Consider the following 19,106-nt stretch of genomic DNA (forward strand, 5'->3'; position numbering starts at 1 on the left):
AAGATGCGCAACGCTGCTTTTTTTAAATTATTGTATTTTTCTCTAAAAAAAGCAACATAATAGCTTCTTGTTATCAAATTGTTAAGTTTGTAAACCTAAAGATTTAATAGTTATTTTTGATTATCAATAAACATACCAATGAAGAAAAAAGACATCAAAATTTTATTAGTTGATGATGAGCCAGATATATTAGAAATTGTTAGTTATAATTTAACAAATGAAGGTTATCAAATATTTACTGCCACTAATGGAATAGAGGCTGTTAAAGCTGCAAAAAAGATTTCTCCTCACCTCATTCTTTTAGATGTAATGATGCCTGAAATGGATGGAATGGAAGCTTGTGAAAAAATTCGTACTATTAAAGATTTAGAAGATGTTATCATTGCTTTTTTTACCGCAAGAGGTGAAGACTATTCCCAAGTTGCTGGATTTGAAGCTGGTGCCGATGATTACATAACAAAGCCCGTTAAACCAAAAGTTCTAATTAGCAAAGTAAAATCTTTGTTGAGGCGATTAAAAGATTCTGATAACGAAACTAATAATATAGTGTCCGTCGGAAATATAATTATCAATAAAGATGAATATTTTATTCAAAAAAATGATGAGCGTATTTCATTACCAAGAAAAGAATTTGAACTATTAGTGCTTCTCACTTCCAAACCTGGTAAGGTATTTAAGCGCGAAACTATTCTTGAGACTGTTTGGGGTAATGATGTTGTGGTTGGTGGAAGAACAATAGATGTACATATACGTAAATTGCGTGAAAAAATTGGAGACGATTACTTTAAAACCGTTAAAGGTGTTGGCTATAAATTTAATAGCTAAATGAAGTTAAAACGGACATATAAATTTGCATTCAAATCTTCCTTATTTTTAACACTTGGTCTAACTTTTCTGATCACAATTTCAGTTTATCTCTTTTACAATGAACTTAACTTATGGTTGATTTTTCTAGTTTCATTCATCTTCTACATTTTTTCTTTTTTAATTATTCAGTTTAGAGTTGAACTCTTTATCTACAAACGAGTAAAGAAAATCTACGATGAAGTAAAATTATTAGATGTTAGTGATTTTAATAAAACATCAATAACTTCTGATATGGAAACCCTCTCTATGGAAGTTAAAAAGTTTGCTGAAGATAAGAGATTGGAAATTGAAATGTTACAGATTCGCGAAGAATACAGGCGAGAATTTTTGGGGAATGTTGCTCACGAATTAAAAACCCCTTTATTTACAGTACAAGGATACATTCTTACGCTAATTGAAGGTGCTATAAATGATAAAACCATTAGAAGTAAATATTTAGAGCGGGCTAATAAAGGTGTAGAACGCCTAATAGATGTAGTAAAAGATCTCGATATGATCTCGAAATTAGAATCCGGAGATTTAAATCCTTCTTTTGAACAAATTAATATTGTAGAGCTAGTTCAAAATGTGTTTGATTTACTTGAAATGAAAGCAAAAAAACGGCAAATTACTTTATTATTCGATAAGCTATATTCCACTCCTATTTTTGTGCTAGCGGACATCAACAGAATTGAACAGGTCTTAATTAATTTAATAGAAAATTCTATTAAGTATGGGAAAGTAAATGGCAAATCTACTGTATCTATAGCTAATTATAGTGACAGTCAATTTGTCATAAAAGTCCAGGATAATGGTGAAGGCATAGAAGAAAGTAATTTATCACGTTTATTTGAACGGTTTTATCGAGTAGATAAAAGTAGATCTAGGGATCAGGGAGGGTCTGGATTAGGGTTGTCTATAGTAAAGCACATTATCGAAAGTCACCAACAGCAAGTATTTGTTGAAAGTGCTTATGGTCAAGGGTCAACTTTTTCGTTTACGCTTAAAAAGGTTCAATAATCCGACAGCGAACCCTGAAGCAAGTTCTTCAAAACCTGTATAATAGTTTGCCTTCTCTAATAATTTAATTTTAAAATCTTTTTCTTTAGCGTATGGAGCTATTCTTTGTTCTTCTAAATACTTCGCCAAATATTCTTGTTCGTTTTGATTTTTTGTAGGTATAAAAAATACTCTTTTCCTCAATTTCGCCATATCCATAACAGATGAATAGCCTGATCTGCAAATAATTAATTTTGATTGATTAATTTCCCTCTCTAATTGATCTGATAGTAAGTAATTATAGATTTTGAGATTTTCTTTACGGAAAGCTTTTGGATTATTCTCTACTTTCCCTTGAACTAATACTAAGTTTCCCTGGTAGTTTTCAAACTCATTTAGAAGTTTATTTTCAAGTTGTGACCTATTCGGTTCTGGACCTGAAAGAATAATAAGTATATCATTAACAACAGGGAGTTCTTTGGGTTTCAATCGACATAAAACTCCTGTAAACTTTACAGCAGCAGTTTTAAATTCAGATTGAGATAATTTTCCCGAAAGGGTTCTTTCTTTTTGATCAGGAATCCAACATTCATCAAACTTTTTGATAATGTTCCGATGTATTTTACTAGTTAAAAAAGTACACCGCCCTGATAGGACATTGATTTGATGTGTAAGATATACCGATGGAATTTTGTCGTTTCGTACTCCAAACCGATTGTCAGAAATAATACCTACAACATCTCTATGTTGCTTTACGTAATTTTTAATGATGTTATTTTCCTGCTTGACAGCAGTTAAAATTCTAGGTATTTGCAAAAATAAGCTCCATTTTAAGTTTTTTGTATAGCGAATCTTATATGATGGTAATTCTAATATCTCTAGTTTGGGAAATTCTTTTTTCAACAGATTTAAAGCACCGCCATCTGAAGCTAAAACGGGTATAAAGTCATTATCTAGCAAAGCATTAATAATAGGAATACAACGTGTGGCATGTCCCAAGCCCCAGTTTAATGGTGCAACAATAACTTTTTTAGTTTTCATGATGTAATTCTGAAATAAATTCAGAATAGCGATTAGGTTAAATCAAAGCCTATATCAGTACGATAATTCATCTTCTCGAACTGAATTTTGTTAATGCTTTTATACGATTGCTCTAGTGCCTCTTCTATAGAATTCGCCAGAGAAGTTACGGCTAACACACGACCGCCATTTGTCAAAATCTTATTATTCTCTAATTTGGTGCCTGCATGAAAAACTATAGAATTTTCTATATTTTCTAATCCTGTAATTTCTTTGTTTTTTTCATATGCTTCAGGGTAACCTCCCGAAACTAACACCACTGTTGTAGTAGTTTTTGGATTTACCTTAAATGATTTTTCATGAAGTGTTTGCGAAGCCACACCTTCAAAAAGATCTAGTATATCTGATTCTATTCTTGGTAAAACAGCTTCTGTCTCGGGGTCACCCATACGGACATTGTATTCAATAACATAAGGGTCTCCATTTACATTCATTAATCCAATAAATATAAATCCACAATAATCAATTCCATCCTTTTGTAAGCCATTTATAGTGGGTTTTATGACGCGTTCTTCAACTTTGTTTAAAAAGCTGTCATCTGCAAAAGGAACTGGTGAAATAGCACCCATACCGCCAGTATTTAAACCTATATCTCCTTCACCAATGCGTTTATAGTCTTTTGCTGAAGGTAACATCTTGTAACTTTTCCCATCAGTTAATACAAATACTGACAATTCTATTCCATCTAGAAATTCTTCAATAACCACTGTTGCTGAAGCGTCACCAAATTTTTGATTAGTGAGCATTTCTTTTAACTCATCCTTAGTCTCCTCTAACGAATCTAAAATCAAAACTCCCTTTCCTGCTGCTAATCCGTCTGCTTTTAATACATATGGAGCTTCTAAGGTTTCTAAAAAGGTATAACCTTTTTCTAAAGAATTCTTTGTAAATGATCGATATCTTGCAGTGGGAATATTATGCTTCTGCATAAATTGTTTTGAGAAATCTTTACTTCCTTCTAATAAAGCACCATCTTTTTTCGGGCCAATTACAGGAATCTCTTTTAATTCACTGTCAGATAGAAAAAAATCATGAATTCCGGCTACCAAAGGTGCTTCAGGCCCCACCACAACCATATCGATTTTGTATTCTAAAACAGTTTGCTTTACGGCATTAAAATCGGTAGGGTTGACCTTAATATTAATAGCTATTTTATCTGTGCCTGCATTACCAGGTGCAACAAATAGCTGATCAATTCTAGAACTTTCAGATAGTTTTAAAGTAAAAGCATGCTCTCTGCCTCCAGAACCTAAAATAAGGACATTCATTGTTGTATTAATTTGGGTGCAAATATACCTTCAAAATTTATTTTATCGCTTACTTAGTGATAATTTTGAAAATAACCATAAGAACAGTAAATATAGCAAGACAAATATTGAAAATAAAACCCAAAGGTTTGTTAAGATTGTTGTCAAGTACAATAAAATTAAAGAAACTATTAAACTAAAAAAACCAATCATAACACTAGTTTTTCTATGTGAATTTCCCCTTTCTAAAAGTACATGATGAGAATGATTCCTATCCGCCAGTAAAAGATGCTTTTTTTTACTAATCCTAACCATTAAAATCCTTATCATATCAAAAATTGGGAAAATAATAATAGATAATAAAACCAGTGGGGAGTTTCTTGGTACAAAATTAATTTGCTCAAGTTGTTTTGGTTCTAAATTTAGAAACTTAATAATCATTACAGATACTATAAAACCAATAATCATTGAGCCAGTATCTCCCATGAATATTTTCTTTTCTGATGATAGATTGAATCTTAAAAAAGCCAATAGTGCTCCTATTAAAGAAACACTAATAAATGTAAAAAAATAGAGTTCTAGATAATAATAAATAACTGCAAAGATTGATAAGGTTATTATACCAATAGATGCTGCTAACCCGTCTATACCATCTATTAAATTAAACCCATTTATTATGATTATAATGATTAAAATCGATAAAATAACCCCGAGGGCTATGTGAGTTTGATAAACACCTAGAAATCCGTTTAAACTAAAATTGTAAAGTTCAGAGCTATATAAAAACACAATTGCTGCAAATAATTGACCTAATAACTTTGACCGGTGGGATATAACAACTAAATCATCTTTAAGGCCTATAAACATTATAACCGTAAGACCGGCAACAATATTTACACTTAATGAATGGTCCTGTAATTTTTTAGCTAAAAGTAAGGTTAAAATCAAAATTATAAAGAAAGAAACACCTCCAAAAGTAGGTGTTAACTCTGTATGAGAACTTCTATCATTAGGAAACTCCATAAGTTGTTTATGATTTACTACTTTAATAATTTTTGGTATTAAATAGTAAGTAAATAAAAAAGTCACTAATAGAACAAAAAAAATTGATATTGTTGTATTTGAATAAATGTATCGTTCCATTTACTAGATAATTATTTAGCAGACTTCCACTTGTAAAAGTATTGAATAATAGACTTTATATGATAATAAAATAATTTTATCTTTTTTGAAGATCCTTTTTCGAAACTATGTATTATAAAATTTTCAGGATAGTATAAGCTCTTCTTTTTTTTACTAAAAATTTTTCTGCAAATATCCACATCTTCCATATACATAAAATAACGCTCATCAAATCCATTAATTTCTACAAACATTTGAGTTTTATATAACTGAAAACAACCTGAAATATACTCAGCATAAAAAGGCTTTGATAAATCTTTATCTCTATATTCTCCCCTTTCAATAATGCTTTTGAAAACAGAATTAAATAGTGGCAATCTCCTCACAATAAGTTCAAACAATGAAGGAAACTTTCTACATGAGTATTGATGCTCTCCGTTTGGATAAACAACTTTAGGTGCTATCATCACTGCATTATCTTCATTTTTTAAAACCGTGATTAAACCAGGAATTACGTTTGTTGAAAATACCACATCTGGGTTTAAAATTAAATGATAATTTGATTTACTCTTTATTTTTTCTATAACTTCATTATGCCCAGAGCCAAAACCTACATTCTTATTCAAGAATAAATATTCTATTTCATCGCTTCTAAACTTATCTTCAAAAAAGCTTGTTGGAGAATTATCTATTAGATATAACTTTTTAGCAATAGGCGTCTCCAAAAAACTATTAATTGTTTTTTTTAATACTTCAATATCATTTTTAAATAAAACAATTGAAGCTGTTAATTCTAATTTGTCTGAATTTGAGTCCATTTTTTTATAAAAAGCGTACTAAATAGAATATAAAATAAAACACCATGTATCCTAACTAAAATATTTTCTGATAGAAAGCTTATGAATAATAAAATAATAAAAGCCAGAAATAAAAAATCACGATGGTGAAAAGCTAGTTTTAGCTGTTCGAACAATAAAATTAGAAATAATATAATCCCAATTATTCCAGATGAAATAAAAATATGTAAATACTGATTATGTGTATTATATGTTGTTGTTTTATACACATCAGTATCAAATTGATCATAACATTTATTCAGTTTAGATTGAACATTTCCGTATCCAATTCCGAACAACCAATTTGACTTTAAAACATCTAGAGAACATTTATATACCCCTATTCTAATATTTACTGAATTATGTGTATTACCTATTGGCGGTCTAAGCTCCGTTTCTTTAAACTCATCTATTAATCTAGATTTTAAATAAGATATATTAGAAACAGAAATAGTGGTGATTATTATTATAACTGCAACGCTTCCGTATTTAAAAAAATTATTCTTAATTCTAAAGAAAATATAAGTTATTAAAGCAAAGGTAAATGCGATCATACTAATTCTAGCAGATAATAAAATAGTAGTTAGCAGAAAAATTAACTGAATAAAAACGATTAAAAGAATATATACGTTTTTTAGTTTTTTATGTTTTTTTATAACTAGGTCTAAAAGATATAATGCACAATACAAAAACCATAATGAAATATAAGTAGGGTGTAGATCTTTAAAGTAATTTTCTGCAAGTGCGTCCCTTATTGGTGAGTTCCAAAAAGTGGTTGGTTTAAATTCGTTAAAAAGACCTCTTGTAAAAAGATAATAATGAATAAAAAATACTAAAAAGATATTAGCCAGAACAAAACATTTATGAATAATTTCTATTGACTTATATGAGATTTTATCTATAAAAAGGAATATTGATAAGGGTATAATTAAAAGACTAATGCTACTCTGCAACTTATTAATTCCAGTGACAATATCTGGTGAGTAAAATATTGCAATTACCACCCATAAATAAAATCCTGTAACAATAAAAAACCATTTTATGTTTTTTCTTTGTAGTTGTTGCTGTTTTATAAAAAAGAAAAAAGAAACAATTGCGAAAACTATAATTGAAATAGAAATTATTCCCATTGGAAGTATCGGGAAAAATGCAATAATTGAAAGTAATATCAAATAAAGATTCTCTTTTTTGAAATATCTATTCATCTAGTATTTTATTAAATAACTCCTCCCATCCTTTTACAAAAGGTTGATCTATTTTTTTTCTTTTATTCTTATCAAAAGATAACACTCCATCGATATAATCTTTTAAAATTTGAGATAAATCGTTAGCAGAAAAAGGATTAAAAAATTTGGCCTTATTATAATCGCCTAATGTCTCATTTGCATATGGTAAATCGGATAAAAAAATAGGCTTCTCGAATTGTTTAAATTCACTTATTGGCAACCCCCATGTTTCTAACCTAGACGGGAAGATTAATCCATCAACTTTCTTATAATAATCAAAAACTTCATCTCTTCTAATCAAGCCAATAAATTGCAAGCCTTTGAACAAGCCATAATCATTAATAATTTTTCTAGCATAACTATTCAAATTATTGTCAATGGTAAAGTAGATCACTATCTTATTACGATATACTTCTGGTAATAGCGTATAAGCTTCGCAAACAACTTCTATATTTTTAAAAGACCTCGGAAAACAAGGGTAAAATAGTGTTTTATGAAATTTATGTTCTTTGTTACTATCTGTAATTAACACTCTTTCTTCATTCTCCGGATACGCAACAAGCACATTTTTAACCTTAAACATTTCTTTAAATTTATCACGTAACCAGTTTTGCTGAACTATTATAAACCTATTTCTTGAAATATTAATCTTATATACATATTTATAGAACTTAGAGAAAAGATATGTTGTAAATCCATATTTAAAATCTACATTAAGAGGTTTAAAAAAAGGTGCAGGGTTGTGACAATAAACGAACCTATTTTTACAATCTACATTAGGCGTAATATCATGCATGGACAACCAAAAATCTGGTTTGAGTTTTTTAGATAGTTTTTTAAAATAAAAGTATTCGTAATACAATCTCATAAACCACGATTTTCGTGATTTTGGAAACTCCAAAAATTCAATATTATCATGATTGTAGAGCTTTTTTGAGTTAACCAATGCTACAACTCGATAGGTATTTGAAAACTTATTAGAAAGTATATTTAAGGCTTCTGTCATTATAGTTAATGGCCCTCCTTCGTAAAAATTAATTGCAGAAATAACTATGGTTTTATTGTTGCTACGCAAAGTCAGCGATTTATTTGTTTCTAAGTTTTTTAAGTGTTCTAAAAATTATTGGCGGAGTAATATCTTCAATAAGGTTCCTTATCTTATTATACTTAACCATATCTCTATCATCTTCTGTTGCTTTAAAAATAGTGCCATGAGATTTTTTAAACTCATTTATTTCATTCTTTGGTCTTCCATTAGTATAATAATAAAGTGCAATAGATTTTCTGCTTTTACCTTCTGGGCACATAAGAGGTTTTGGTAAGCCGTGATATGATGTAGAAGTGGTGGAGAATATGGCAATAGTATTAAAATCTGGTTTTACTTTTTTAACACAAGTGATCATCTCTTTATCCCACAATTCAAAATGTCCACCATATTCATTTTTCCAATCCTTATTTAAATACACAAGTAGGTTTAATCTTCTATCTAGATTTGTTAGTCTATGTTTATTAAAATCGGCATGGATCTTTAGAAATCCTTTCGGTCGAGTCTCATGATAGCCTCCTCCAATAAAGTAAGGGTCAGGGATCAAGTTCTTTATACTCGTTAATTCTGACAAAAACTCTAAAAAGGGTTGAGAGTTTAAATAATGAACTAAGGTTTTTGTATTTGGCCCAAATAAATTTTCTCCCATTGAAACATTTTTCTTCTCATTTGGGTTATCGAACTTAGTTCCTTCATTCTTTAAATTTGGAAACTCATCTAAAACACCTTGCAAAAAGGTTGGATTGAAAAAATCTTGAAAAGAAATGTTTGGAAAAGGTTTGTTTGAGCTATAATTATTTTTGTTTTTTTTTGCAAACTTTAATAGCTGCTCTTTAGAAATTAAAATAGGCTTTATTTGATCACTTCCCATATTTCTTTTTGATCATTATATATTTTTATTGCTTTTGCAGGATTACCAACAATTATTTGATTTTTTGAAAATTTTCCTTTTACTACGGCGTTAGCTCCGACAATACATCCATCATTTATAATTGTACCGGGTAAAATAACAACATTATCTGCAACCCAAACATTGTTGCCAATAAAAACTTCTTCTGGTATAGCTCTTCGATCTCTAGGGTTGGTTTTAGGTGAGTCTTGATTTTCACCAGAATAAACTCCATGATTATGGTCTACAATAGAAATATTGCTCCCAAAAAGGGTATTATTACCTATAGAAATTTTTTTAAGAACACCAATATGAACATTAAAATTAAAAGATACATTTTCTCCAATTGTTAAAGAAGGGCTTTCTTTTAAATTAATAGGATGCCTAGCAAAATAAGAGGAAATAACTTCGATTCTTAATCTAGGGCCAGATTGAAAATCCTTCCCAAATTTTATATGTTTTTTGCCAATTATATAGAAAGGGTGCCTTACAATTCTAACATTACCATTAAACCAAAATACCGAAAGTATTTTATCTCTCGTCAAGCGTAGAATATCTATAAAAGTATAATTAGTGAGAAGTCTCTTTAACTCTTTCATTCAATTCTTTATTAGCGTAAAAATACATTAATAAAAATAAAGTGAACCCCAGCATGGTGTAATGGCCCTGTCTTAACAATCTAATTAAAATCAAAATAAAAACACCATTACTAATTAGCCAATAATTAGTTGTCAACTGTAACTTATTTAAACTATAGTCATTTTTTAATCTTTTCTTAAAAATTAGAAAAATAATAAATAACGTACCCAATATTCCAACTTCAGCTAAAAGTCTAAAAAACATACTATTTGCGTCATTTTTATTTATCTTATAGTACTTTCTAAAATTACTTTTAGGTATAACTTCATTAATATATTTGTCATAATTATGCTCATAAGTGCCTAATCCTGTACCTAATAAAGGATTGTTTTGTAAAGTTCTTAATGTAACCCTGTAATTACTGTAAAAAGCATAAGTGCTAAGGTTAATTTTATCTACATCTTTCCCAGAAACATTTTTATCAAAAAAGAGTTTAACGGTATCATCTATTCTAAACTTAATATCTGGGATTCTATAAACATAGAACGACATTATCAAAAAAATAATGCCAGCGGTAATAATAATTTTTGGTGATTTTAAAAATGAGTATTTATAAAATACAATCATAAAAATTGCTATTAGTAATCCTAAAAAACCAATTGCCGATCTTGATAGAAGAAAAGTTAATAAAATTATTATTCCTTTTTTTAAAGATATTAATTGGGTTAATCTAAAAAACCTTGCAATTACTGTAAACACTACTGGCATAAATGCATATACTAAAAATGACGGTTCATAAAACCAAGATTGAACTCGTGTGTTTGGATTAATACTGTAATAACCCATTTCAAAACCTAAATAAGAAAAATCTGATCCGAGTGAAAACCCAAACTGTTGTGATATAAATTGTATTAGGCCTATTATAGCGGCTATATAAACCAGTTCTATATAGTCTTTAAATAATTCGATTAAATTAAAATTATACGAATTAATTAAAATATAAGAAACTAAAAAGCTTATATAAATTAGAAGTGTTTGTTTAAAAACTAATAAAACTGAAGAACCCTTAATTATAGAAGTGAGTAGTGAGGTTATTATAAATACTAATGATAATAATATAAAATTTTTATTAATAAAAATCTTTCTATTTGTAATTATTGAATATAGAATATAAAGAAAGTATACTATATATGCCAGTCTAAAATCAAAGCCTAAATTGATGGGTAAATATAAATTATCTAGTAGAAAAAAAAACAGTACCAATATATTTAAATCTACTTTCAACTTATTAAAATTCTTCTATTAAAAAAATAAAATACTCTTATTAAGAGTAATATTACATCGGCAAATACTCTTGCCATTAATAATTTATAAAAATCTAAATTATTGGTAGCTATCATTATCAATATAAAAAGTATATATATTATTGACGTAATAATAAGCGAAAAATTATACTCTTTGTCGTAACCAAAAGCAATTAGTCCACATTGTCCTAGAATAAAAGATAATGGTACAACTAAGGTAATAAATGATAAAATGTTGAGTATATAAGAATATTTGGTCATAGAGGTTCCTCCAAAAAGGGCCATTAGTCTATCTGGAAAAAGATTTAAGAATAAGAAAATAAAAATTCCTGATGTGATTGAGATATAAATTAAATTTTTTAAAACTTTTTTGTTTTTACTTTTTGTCAAAAATGGCAATGCCGCCATTTGGAGCACATCAAATGGTATAAGTAAAACCAGAACTATCTTTAATGCTACATCAAAGCCTGAAACACTTTCCATTGAGACAAAAATTCCAATTAAAAATATAGTAGTTGCATTAAATAAAACCGAAGATATATTTCCTATAAAATATAGACTAGCCTTTTTAAAAATACTTCTTAGCATTTTCATTTTTGGAACAACAAATTTTAATTTAGAGTATTTTATTAAAAGAATAAAGCTAAACACCCCTAATAATATTTGACTAGCAACAAAAAAGCCAATAAATAATTTTAAATCAGTGTGAGACTTAACAAAAAAGTATGTAGACAATACTAATAAAACCTTAATTGGTATTACTACAAATGCTAAGGGTTTTAAATTATCTTTTCCTTGAAAATACCAAATAGGGTATAATACATCTCCAAAGCCAGAAATTAACAGTAAAAATATTATAGGAAAATTTGATGCTATTTGTTCAACGACCGTCAGTGTAGATAGTATTAAAAAACTCACCAAAAACAAAGTCAGTTTAGTAATAAAAACTGATGAGATTATGTTATCAATTAGCTCTTTATTATTCTTATATTTTACAATATACTTGGCGGCATAGACATTAAATCCAAAGTTTATAAAAATTATAAAATATTGTAATATTGAGTCTGACCAGGTAAGTACTCCAAATGTTTTTTCGCCAAAAATTCTTACTAAATAAATTAACAGAAGTAGCTTAGTTAAAACATTACTCACTCTAATTAAAGCAAGAAAAAAAAAGTTGTTTATGATCGATTTATAACTACTTAAAAAGTTAATTTTAATCATAAATCCTTATAGTTCAAAAACAAAATGAGTTAAAAATTAATTGCTATAGTTTATTAGGTAAATATTCAATTGTTTACCCAGAATAAAGAGCAACATTACACTAAATAGTACACCTGCCAGCTGAAACGTGTTCTTTTTAAAGATACCTCTTTCTTTTGCTCCAATCTTATTGAAAGAAGAAACTACATTTAATATTTCTGTGGTATTTGCTTTTTCTTTATTATTTTCAATCAAATCTTTACCCAATCTAAGACGTTGATTGAAAAGCTCTATTTCTCCTCTTTTTTTTGATCCTTCTGCTAAAGATATATTTGTGCCTTGTTCTATTTTTTTCGATTCAGCTAATAAAACTTCATTATAAACTTTTCGTAAGGTATCTACTTCGATTAATGATTTTTTTAAAAGTTTCTCATTCACAATTAAATTCTCATCATTAATCATTTTTTGATTCTTAAAATAATCATTGTTTTCTATTGAATTAATAATAGGGCTGCTAATCTTTCCAAAAAGGTTATTAATTTCAGATCGAACTTTTACCTTATGATATTTATAATCATAATCTGTAAAACTTCTTTTAAATTCTTTTATATCTATATTCTTAACCGTTGTGGTATCAACTTCTTCTATAAATTCATCGAAAAGCTCAAATTTTTCATTATTGTTTCTGATAGGTTCAATATAAAAACCTTTTATTTTTGATGCTTCATGATTTGAGATTCCTAAAACATTAGCTAATACTATACTATCTTTTTGTTTTACTAGTTCTTGATAAAAATTAATATTATTATATAGTTGTTGCGTACTCTTGAAATTTGGTTCAACAATCATAGTTGAGCTATATACTTTTGGTTTTGTCAAATCTAAATATAAACCTAGTGCTCCGCCAATAAGAGTTGCTAACCCAAGTTTTAAAGCGTTGCTTCTTAAAAAAAGTAATAATAGTATTAAATAATGAAAAATAGCCTTAAAAAAATTACCGATTGCCTTAAACAGATTACTAAAGCCTTTACCAATAACTTTAAATAAACTCCCTAAATCTACTTCTTCACTATTTGTTTGATTTGTTGACATAAATAATCTAATTAATCAGTCTTTGAACGTTAAAAAATTTGTTCTAATATTCTTTGAGTTATTGCATATGTTGACCCAACTCCCGAAGTTCCTAAGCCACCTGATGCTAATGTAGCTCCGGTTTCTAGAGGGTTATCAGATGCATAATATGCGTATCGCACTTTAACATTTTCTGATATATTTTCTCTAATTTTTGAAGCAGACTGTATTGCTTTTTGGTAATGTGCTCCCTCCATCTCTAATCCTATTGCTCGCCAAGTAGAGTCATGGAAAAATGTTAAAAGATCTTTATTTTGTAGTGATGTCCCTAAAACTGTTACCATAGATCCGTCATAAACATCAATACCAAATCCTTCTAAATCTTCTTTTTTGAGCTCATTCTTAAAAGGATAATTATCAGCTGTCCCTTCAAAAATATGTGCTGATGGTATCATAATATCGCCTTTACCTCCTTCTAAAATTCCTGCTTTTCCCATAATGGAAACCGAATTTACATTCATGTGATGTAAATTATTGTTTTCGCAAGTATAAGGCTTCAATAATTCATCCATTGTTTCATAGGCTTGTTCACCAAATGCATAATCCATAACAATGATAACAGGCATATTATCTTTATCCGCATTTGATAGACTATAATTGGTCTTACTTAAATCTATTTTAGAGGTATCTATTATTTGAACATTAATATTGGTGCCTGAAGTATCTTTTACATAATATAATCCTGTCTTAGATGCTTTTTCTTTTACTTTTTTTCGCAAAGCTTCATTAACGTCATCACTTAATAATTCAAATAGTTTTAATCCTTTGTGCTCATTAGCTTCTTTTGTCAAGAACATATGAGCATATATAGAGTTCATAACACTATGCATATTAGCGCTGATGATGTCAATTGGTCTGTCCATTAGACCTTGCTCCTCGAGAACTCTTTTGATGTTATTCGCCCAAATCTCTCCGTAAATATGATGGCCTATACTTTCGCGTAGTGTGGAACTGAAAGTAATTGTTCTCTTTTTGTTTTCTAAAGTTTCATTTAGTGCTAATTGACCTAACCAAAAAATGGTGTGCAAAAATTTGTAAGGTTTCTTTTTTGTTGAAAATGTCTTATCAATGTCTTGAACCTCTTGAAATGTACGGCCCAAAATTGTGGCAACATGAGTTAATAATACTTCGTGCTGTTCATTGGTAAGCTTTTTATTACTTATAACAACTTCCTTTAGATGACTCCATTCTCTTACAGTGCTCTCGTCTTCATCAATTAAAACCCTGTTTTTTATTTTATGAGATTCTATAAAAAGAAAAGTTAAATGAGTTAAAATATCATAAATTTCTGAACGTCCTCTTGTAATCTCAATGTTCATTTGATCTTTATCAATTCGATAACAATTTCGTCGTCTTTTAGAAGGAATGATCGGTTTAAAATGAGAGTCTTTATATCCTTCGTCAGCAGTTAAATTAATAAATTGACATTCTTCTATGCCTTCAGGCAAACGATCAATAACATATATTAATCCGTTTAATTCTGTTTTTTCATCAGCAATTGAACCATATATTTCTGGCCGTAAGAATAATAAAGATTCTCTTAGTGTTTTACCTGAAACACCCATTGGTTTATAGAACCCTCTATTAAATAGATGGCGCATAGTTATGTATAAGCGTTCTATAGCGTTAGAGGATTCTCTAGATTTGGTATGTACGATTTTACTCATTCAAAATAATTTGACCAAATATATCAATTCTTTAGCGAATACTATTCTGAAGATATTTAATTAAAAAGCTTAACCTATTTTAAAATACGATCGTATTGTGTAGTGTTATTTAATAGTTCAACCGCTCTTGTAATAACAAGGTCTTTATTCACTTTATTAATAAATTCGCCTTTTTTATAATAAAATCTCTTCACTATCTCATCTTGCAAGTTCCGCTTGATTTCATCCTTGTTTACAGCTAATTCTTTAATTTTTTCTGTCTTTAATTTTTTTAATAACGCAATGTAATCTTCTTCAATTGCACTTTTATACTCTTCTTCTGATGCTTTTTCAAAAGCTTCCTCAAAGAATTTTTCTGTAGACGTGTCAAAAGATGTTTTATTTGACTTTAAAAACTCAATGAAAGATTGATAATCTCCTTCTGATAGTGTAAAATCTTTAGATTCATCTATAAATGGATGAATATGATAGTATTGTGTAGCAAAATCAAAAATTGCATTAGATTTTAAAAGCGCTTCTGTTGCTTTTGTTCTATCTGGTTTATTGAATTTTATATCTGGTTGAATTCCCCCTCCATCATAAACAGTTCTTCCGTTTTTGGTCTTAAATGGGTTCCTTCTTTTATCAGAAAATTTTGGGACATCGCCATCAGTATTTCTATTGGTATAGTCAAGTTCTTGAATACTTCTTCCACTAGGTGTATAATATTTAGAAATTGTTAATTTCAATTGTGTGCCATATGTTAATTTTCGATAACGCTGCACTAATCCTTTACCAAAGGAGCGTTCTCCCATAATAACAGCACGATCCAAGTCTTGTAGTGAACCTGCTAAAATTTCTGAAGCAGATGCAGAGCGACCATCTATTAATACCACTATAGGTATTTCTAAATCGATAGGTTCTTTTCTTGTTTTATAAGTATCACTCCATTTTTTAACTTTAGCCTTAGTAGTAACTACTATTTCATTTTTAGGAATAAAAAAGTTTACAATTTCTACAGCTTCGTTTACCAGTCCTCCTAAATTTCCACGAATATCTAAAATCAGCTTAGTCATGCCTTGCTCTTTTAGATCTTCGTATGCATTTTTAACTTCAGCAGAAGCTTTTTGATTAAATTTAATAAATGAAATGTACCCAACTTCATCATTAATCATTCTATAATAAGGAACAGGGTTGATAAGAATTTTTTCTCTATTTAACTCAACATCAAAAGTTTTATCTTGCCTTTTAATCTGTAGTTTAACTTTGGTGTTTGGTAATCCCTTTAATAAAGAAGAAGCGGCATCATTTTTATTATCTGTAACTAAAATATCATCAACTTTAATAATTTGATCTCCTGCTTTTAATCCTGCTTTATCAGCGGGTGAATCTTGATGTGGTTCTACAATTATTAACTTCCCATTAATATAAGTTGAGACTGCCCCAATACCTCCATACTCTCCTGCAGCATTAATTTTAGCATTCTCAACACCTTGCTCATCATAATAGACCGTATAAGGGTCTAAGTCTTTTAGCATGTTTTCAATTGCTCTATCTGTTAGCTCCGCTGGGTTCGTTTCATCTATATAATACATATTCAATTCTTTGAATAACGTAGTATAGATTTCTATTTGCTTTGCTACTTCAAAAAAATCTGACTTATAAGAGAGAGATAATGTAGTAACAACAGCCAACAGCACAACAAGGCTTATTTTTTTATACTTTTTCATGAGGTGTTGTTTGATTATATAACCGTTAATCTGGTTTATTTCCTAGTCTTTCGATAAATTTTTTCAATAAATTTATCATTTTTCCTTCTAACACAACGTATTTATGCTCATTTTCGTCTAAGTATAAGAACATAAAAATGTATTTTTCTTCTAGTTGGTCGTATACTAAATGTTTATGTTTACGATAAGTTTCGCGCATCAGTCGCTTAATTCTGTTGCGATCAGTCGCTTTTTTAACCTTTCGTTTAGGAACAGAAACACCTGCCTGAACAGGGTACTTTCCGTTATGATCGGCTTCAATATAAATCAGTTTTAAAGGATAAATAGAGATAGATTTTCCTTCAGTGAATAATAACTCTATGAGTTTCTTACTTTTTAGTTTTTCTTCTTTATTAAACCTGAATCGCATCAAGACAAATGTAGCTAATAAAATAGTTCTCAAAAAAACTTTTGTAGTATGCTAATATTAGTATTTTTGGGAAATTTTAAACATATAAAAATGGGTCAAGATTTATTTCAAGCTCCTGATTATTATCAATTAGATGAATTACTTACCGAAGAACATAAACTAGTAAGAGAAGCTGCTCGTGAATGGGTAAAAAGAGAAGTATCTCCTATTATAGAAGATTATGCCCAAAAAGCTGAATTTCCAAATCAAATTATTAATGGTTTAGCTGAAATTGGTGCTTTTGGCCCGTATATACCAGAAGAATATGGAGGAGCAGGATTAGATCAAATTTCATATGGTTTAATTATGCAAGAAATTGAGCGCGGAGATTCTGGTGTGCGTTCTACTGCCTCTGTTCAATCTTCTTTAGTAATGTATCCTATATGGAAATATGGTAACGAAGAGCAACGAAAAAAATACTTGCCTAAATTGGCTAGTGGAGAATGGATGGGATGCTTTGGTTTAACCGAGCCTGATCATGGATCAAACCCTTCGGGAATGATTACCAATTATAAAGACATGGGTGATCATTATTTATTAAATGGGGCTAAAATGTGGATATCTAATGCCCCGTTTGCTCAAGTAGCTGTTGTTTGGGCTAAAAATGAAGAAGGAAGAATTCATGGATTGATTATTGAACGCGGCATGGAAGGTTTTACAACGCCAGAAACTCATAATAAATGGTCTTTAAGAGCTTCGGCTACCGGCGAATTGATTTTTGATAACGTGAAAGTTCCTAAAGAAAATCTTTTGCCCAATAAATCTGGTTTAGGTGCTCCGCTGGGCTGTCTAGATTCTGCTCGATATGGTATAGCTTGGGGTGCAATTGGCGCTGCAATGGATTGTTACGATACAGCATTAAGATATAGTAAAGAACGTATTCAGTTTGGTAAACCTATTGGTGCTTTTCAATTACAGCAAAAGAAATTAGCTGAAATGATCACCGAAATTACCAAAGCACAGATGCTTACGTGGCGCTTAGGAGCATTACGTAATGAAGGAAAAGCTACATCAGCCCAGATTTCTATGGCTAAACGTAATAATGTTGATATGGCAATAAATATTGCCCGAGAAGCACGTCAAATGCTTGGTGGTATGGGTATTACTGGTGAATATAGTATTATGCGCCACTCTATGAATTTAGAAAGTGTTATTACTTACGAAGGCACCCATGATATACATTTATTAATCACAGGTTTAGATATTACTGGATTAAATGCTTTTAAATAGTTTTTACTATTTTTAAGGATGAAAAAGTTCTTACTGCTATTAATATTATTAAGTTTTTGTTTAAAATTCCATGCTCAACCCGTAATTTCTGATGATGGCCACCCTGAGCACATCATTGCTGGTGCCGTAATAGGCGGAGTTGTTTCTTATTTAGTTTATAGAAAAACTGACAATAAATTTAAAGCTTGGATCATCGGTTTTGCATCTGCAACAGCAGTAGGTTATTTAAAAGAAGCTGTTGATCCAAAATGGTTTGGTGGTGTGAAAAGTGATAGGGATTTTGGCTACTCAACTCTTGGCGGAGCAATTGGGGCTAGTATTGTAATACCATTGAAGAAAAGAAAACCAAAAGAAACGCCTAATATTTCAGCCGCTTTTGAGATTAATCCGACCTTAGAATTATTATGGTTGAATTCTGAGTGATTAAGAAGCTTTTTGCAATAAATCAAAACAAGGGCATCGTTTACAACGATTGTCCTTTTTGTATTTTTTACAACACTTTGTTTTTAGCTTTTTATCAGCTTTTATTTTTTTTGAAGAATTGT

General features: G+C 29.5%; 18 protein-coding genes. 4 read left to right on the plus strand and 14 right to left on the minus strand.

Going from position 1 to position 19,106, the window contains the following annotated elements:
- Window positions 1-138 precede the first annotated feature (138 nt).
- Complete coding sequence (locus AC1EUV_RS03445) at window positions 139-825, plus strand: response regulator transcription factor (RefSeq protein ID WP_480197265.1); 687 nt, start codon at window positions 139-141, stop codon at window positions 823-825.
- Window positions 826-1,866, plus strand: coding sequence for a sensor histidine kinase (locus tag AC1EUV_RS03450; protein WP_480197266.1), 1,041 nt, complete (start codon window positions 826-828; stop codon window positions 1,864-1,866).
- Here AC1EUV_RS03450 and AC1EUV_RS03455 read toward each other — a convergent pair.
- The 14 genes from AC1EUV_RS03455 to rnpA all read right to left on the minus strand — a co-directional run bounded on the left by AC1EUV_RS03455 (window position 1,831) and on the right by rnpA (window position 17,292).
- Window positions 1,831-2,886, minus strand: coding sequence for a glycosyltransferase (locus AC1EUV_RS03455; protein WP_480197267.1), 1,056 nt, complete (start codon window positions 2,884-2,886; stop codon window positions 1,831-1,833). The genes AC1EUV_RS03450 and AC1EUV_RS03455 overlap by 36 nt on opposite strands.
- A gap of 32 nt (window positions 2,887-2,918) precedes the next feature.
- Window positions 2,919-4,193 (minus strand): phosphoribosylamine--glycine ligase, encoded by a 1,275-nt coding sequence (gene purD / locus AC1EUV_RS03460; protein ID WP_480197268.1) that lies wholly within the window; start codon window positions 4,191-4,193, stop codon window positions 2,919-2,921.
- Between the two features lie 42 nt (window positions 4,194-4,235).
- Window positions 4,236-5,315: a glycosyltransferase family 4 protein gene (locus tag AC1EUV_RS03465; protein ID WP_480197269.1), complete on the minus strand. Its 1,080-nt coding sequence runs from the start codon at window positions 5,313-5,315 to the stop codon at window positions 4,236-4,238.
- Window positions 5,316-5,326: 11 nt separating this feature from the next.
- Window positions 5,327-6,112, minus strand: coding sequence for a glycosyltransferase (locus AC1EUV_RS03470; RefSeq protein ID WP_480197270.1), 786 nt, complete (start codon window positions 6,110-6,112; stop codon window positions 5,327-5,329).
- Window positions 6,088-7,335 (minus strand): O-antigen ligase family protein, encoded by a 1,248-nt coding sequence (locus tag AC1EUV_RS03475; protein ID WP_480197271.1) that lies wholly within the window; start codon window positions 7,333-7,335, stop codon window positions 6,088-6,090. The genes AC1EUV_RS03470 and AC1EUV_RS03475 overlap by 25 nt, the downstream gene beginning before the upstream one ends.
- Window positions 7,328-8,431: a glycosyltransferase gene (locus AC1EUV_RS03480; protein WP_480197272.1), complete on the minus strand. Its 1,104-nt coding sequence runs from the start codon at window positions 8,429-8,431 to the stop codon at window positions 7,328-7,330. The genes AC1EUV_RS03475 and AC1EUV_RS03480 overlap by 8 nt, the downstream gene beginning before the upstream one ends.
- A 10-nt stretch (window positions 8,432-8,441) precedes the next feature.
- The gene (locus AC1EUV_RS03485; protein ID WP_480197273.1) at window positions 8,442-9,272 is read right to left on the minus strand and encodes a 2OG-Fe(II) oxygenase; all 831 of its coding nucleotides are present in this window, start codon (window positions 9,270-9,272) and stop codon (window positions 8,442-8,444) included.
- Window positions 9,254-9,889, minus strand: coding sequence for an LbetaH domain-containing protein (locus AC1EUV_RS03490; RefSeq protein ID WP_480197274.1), 636 nt, complete (start codon window positions 9,887-9,889; stop codon window positions 9,254-9,256). Before AC1EUV_RS03490 ends, AC1EUV_RS03485 begins: the two co-directional genes overlap by 19 nt.
- Window positions 9,861-10,715, minus strand: coding sequence for an O-antigen ligase family protein (locus AC1EUV_RS03495; protein ID WP_480197275.1), 855 nt, complete (start codon window positions 10,713-10,715; stop codon window positions 9,861-9,863). Before AC1EUV_RS03495 ends, AC1EUV_RS03490 begins: the two co-directional genes overlap by 29 nt.
- Window positions 10,716-11,149: 434 nt before the next feature.
- A complete protein-coding gene (locus AC1EUV_RS03500) occupies window positions 11,150-12,397 on the minus strand; it encodes an oligosaccharide flippase family protein (RefSeq protein ID WP_480197276.1) in 1,248 nt (415 codons plus the stop codon).
- A 36-nt stretch (window positions 12,398-12,433) separates the two neighbouring features.
- Entirely contained in the window at window positions 12,434-13,468 is a 1,035-nt protein-coding gene (locus tag AC1EUV_RS03505) for a hypothetical protein (RefSeq protein ID WP_480197277.1), read from the minus strand.
- 29 nt (window positions 13,469-13,497) lie between these two features.
- Window positions 13,498-15,174 carry a DUF6909 family protein gene (locus AC1EUV_RS03510; protein WP_480197278.1) on the minus strand — a complete coding sequence of 559 codons (1,677 nt, stop codon included), beginning with the start codon at window positions 15,172-15,174 and terminating at the stop codon, window positions 13,498-13,500.
- 74 nt (window positions 15,175-15,248) lie between these two features.
- Window positions 15,249-16,883: a S41 family peptidase gene (locus tag AC1EUV_RS03515; protein ID WP_480197279.1), complete on the minus strand. Its 1,635-nt coding sequence runs from the start codon at window positions 16,881-16,883 to the stop codon at window positions 15,249-15,251.
- A 25-nt stretch (window positions 16,884-16,908) separates the two neighbouring features.
- Complete coding sequence (rnpA, locus tag AC1EUV_RS03520) at window positions 16,909-17,292, minus strand: ribonuclease P protein component (RefSeq protein WP_480197280.1); 384 nt, start codon at window positions 17,290-17,292, stop codon at window positions 16,909-16,911.
- Between the two features lie 90 nt (window positions 17,293-17,382).
- On the opposite strand from rnpA, the gene AC1EUV_RS03525 reads away from it, so the two are divergent.
- Together AC1EUV_RS03525 and AC1EUV_RS03530 are read left to right on the plus strand one after the other, a co-directional pair.
- Entirely contained in the window at window positions 17,383-18,561 is a 1,179-nt protein-coding gene (locus AC1EUV_RS03525; RefSeq protein WP_480197281.1) for an acyl-CoA dehydrogenase family protein, read from the plus strand.
- 18 nt (window positions 18,562-18,579) lie between these two features.
- Entirely contained in the window at window positions 18,580-18,984 is a 405-nt protein-coding gene (locus tag AC1EUV_RS03530; RefSeq protein WP_480197282.1) for a hypothetical protein, read from the plus strand.
- Window positions 18,985-19,106 lie beyond the last annotated feature (122 nt).

The organism is Maritimimonas sp. 2304DJ26-3 (assembly GCF_056591635.1).

What these genes read in the sequence shown, in the direction of transcription:
- AC1EUV_RS03445 (WP_480197265.1), top strand. Translation starts at nt 139, where the DNA reads ATGAAGAAAAAAGACATCAAAATTTTATTAGTTGATGATGAGCCAGAT.
- AC1EUV_RS03450 (WP_480197266.1), top strand. Translation starts at nt 826, where the DNA reads ATGAAGTTAAAACGGACATATAAATTTGCATTCAAATCTTCCTTATTT.
- AC1EUV_RS03455 (WP_480197267.1), bottom strand. Translation starts at nt 2,886, where the DNA reads ATGAAAACTAAAAAAGTTATTGTTGCACCATTAAACTGGGGCTTGGGA.
- purD (WP_480197268.1), bottom strand. Translation starts at nt 4,193, where the DNA reads ATGAATGTCCTTATTTTAGGTTCTGGAGGCAGAGAGCATGCTTTTACT.
- AC1EUV_RS03465 (WP_480197269.1), bottom strand. Translation starts at nt 5,315, where the DNA reads ATGGAACGATACATTTATTCAAATACAACAATATCAATTTTTTTTGTT.
- AC1EUV_RS03470 (WP_480197270.1), bottom strand. Translation starts at nt 6,112, where the DNA reads ATGGACTCAAATTCAGACAAATTAGAATTAACAGCTTCAATTGTTTTA.
- AC1EUV_RS03475 (WP_480197271.1), bottom strand. Translation starts at nt 7,335, where the DNA reads ATGAATAGATATTTCAAAAAAGAGAATCTTTATTTGATATTACTTTCA.
- AC1EUV_RS03485 (WP_480197273.1), bottom strand. Translation starts at nt 9,272, where the DNA reads ATGGGAAGTGATCAAATAAAGCCTATTTTAATTTCTAAAGAGCAGCTA.
- AC1EUV_RS03490 (WP_480197274.1), bottom strand. Translation starts at nt 9,889, where the DNA reads ATGAAAGAGTTAAAGAGACTTCTCACTAATTATACTTTTATAGATATT.
- AC1EUV_RS03495 (WP_480197275.1), bottom strand. Translation starts at nt 10,715, where the DNA reads ATGGGTTATTACAGTATTAATCCAAACACACGAGTTCAATCTTGGTTT.
- AC1EUV_RS03500 (WP_480197276.1), bottom strand. Translation starts at nt 12,397, where the DNA reads ATGATTAAAATTAACTTTTTAAGTAGTTATAAATCGATCATAAACAAC.
- AC1EUV_RS03505 (WP_480197277.1), bottom strand. Translation starts at nt 13,468, where the DNA reads ATGTCAACAAATCAAACAAATAGTGAAGAAGTAGATTTAGGGAGTTTA.
- AC1EUV_RS03510 (WP_480197278.1), bottom strand. Translation starts at nt 15,174, where the DNA reads ATGAGTAAAATCGTACATACCAAATCTAGAGAATCCTCTAACGCTATA.
- AC1EUV_RS03515 (WP_480197279.1), bottom strand. Translation starts at nt 16,883, where the DNA reads ATGAAAAAGTATAAAAAAATAAGCCTTGTTGTGCTGTTGGCTGTTGTT.
- rnpA (WP_480197280.1), bottom strand. Translation starts at nt 17,292, where the DNA reads ATGCGATTCAGGTTTAATAAAGAAGAAAAACTAAAAAGTAAGAAACTC.
- AC1EUV_RS03525 (WP_480197281.1), top strand. Translation starts at nt 17,383, where the DNA reads ATGGGTCAAGATTTATTTCAAGCTCCTGATTATTATCAATTAGATGAA.
- AC1EUV_RS03530 (WP_480197282.1), top strand. Translation starts at nt 18,580, where the DNA reads ATGAAAAAGTTCTTACTGCTATTAATATTATTAAGTTTTTGTTTAAAA.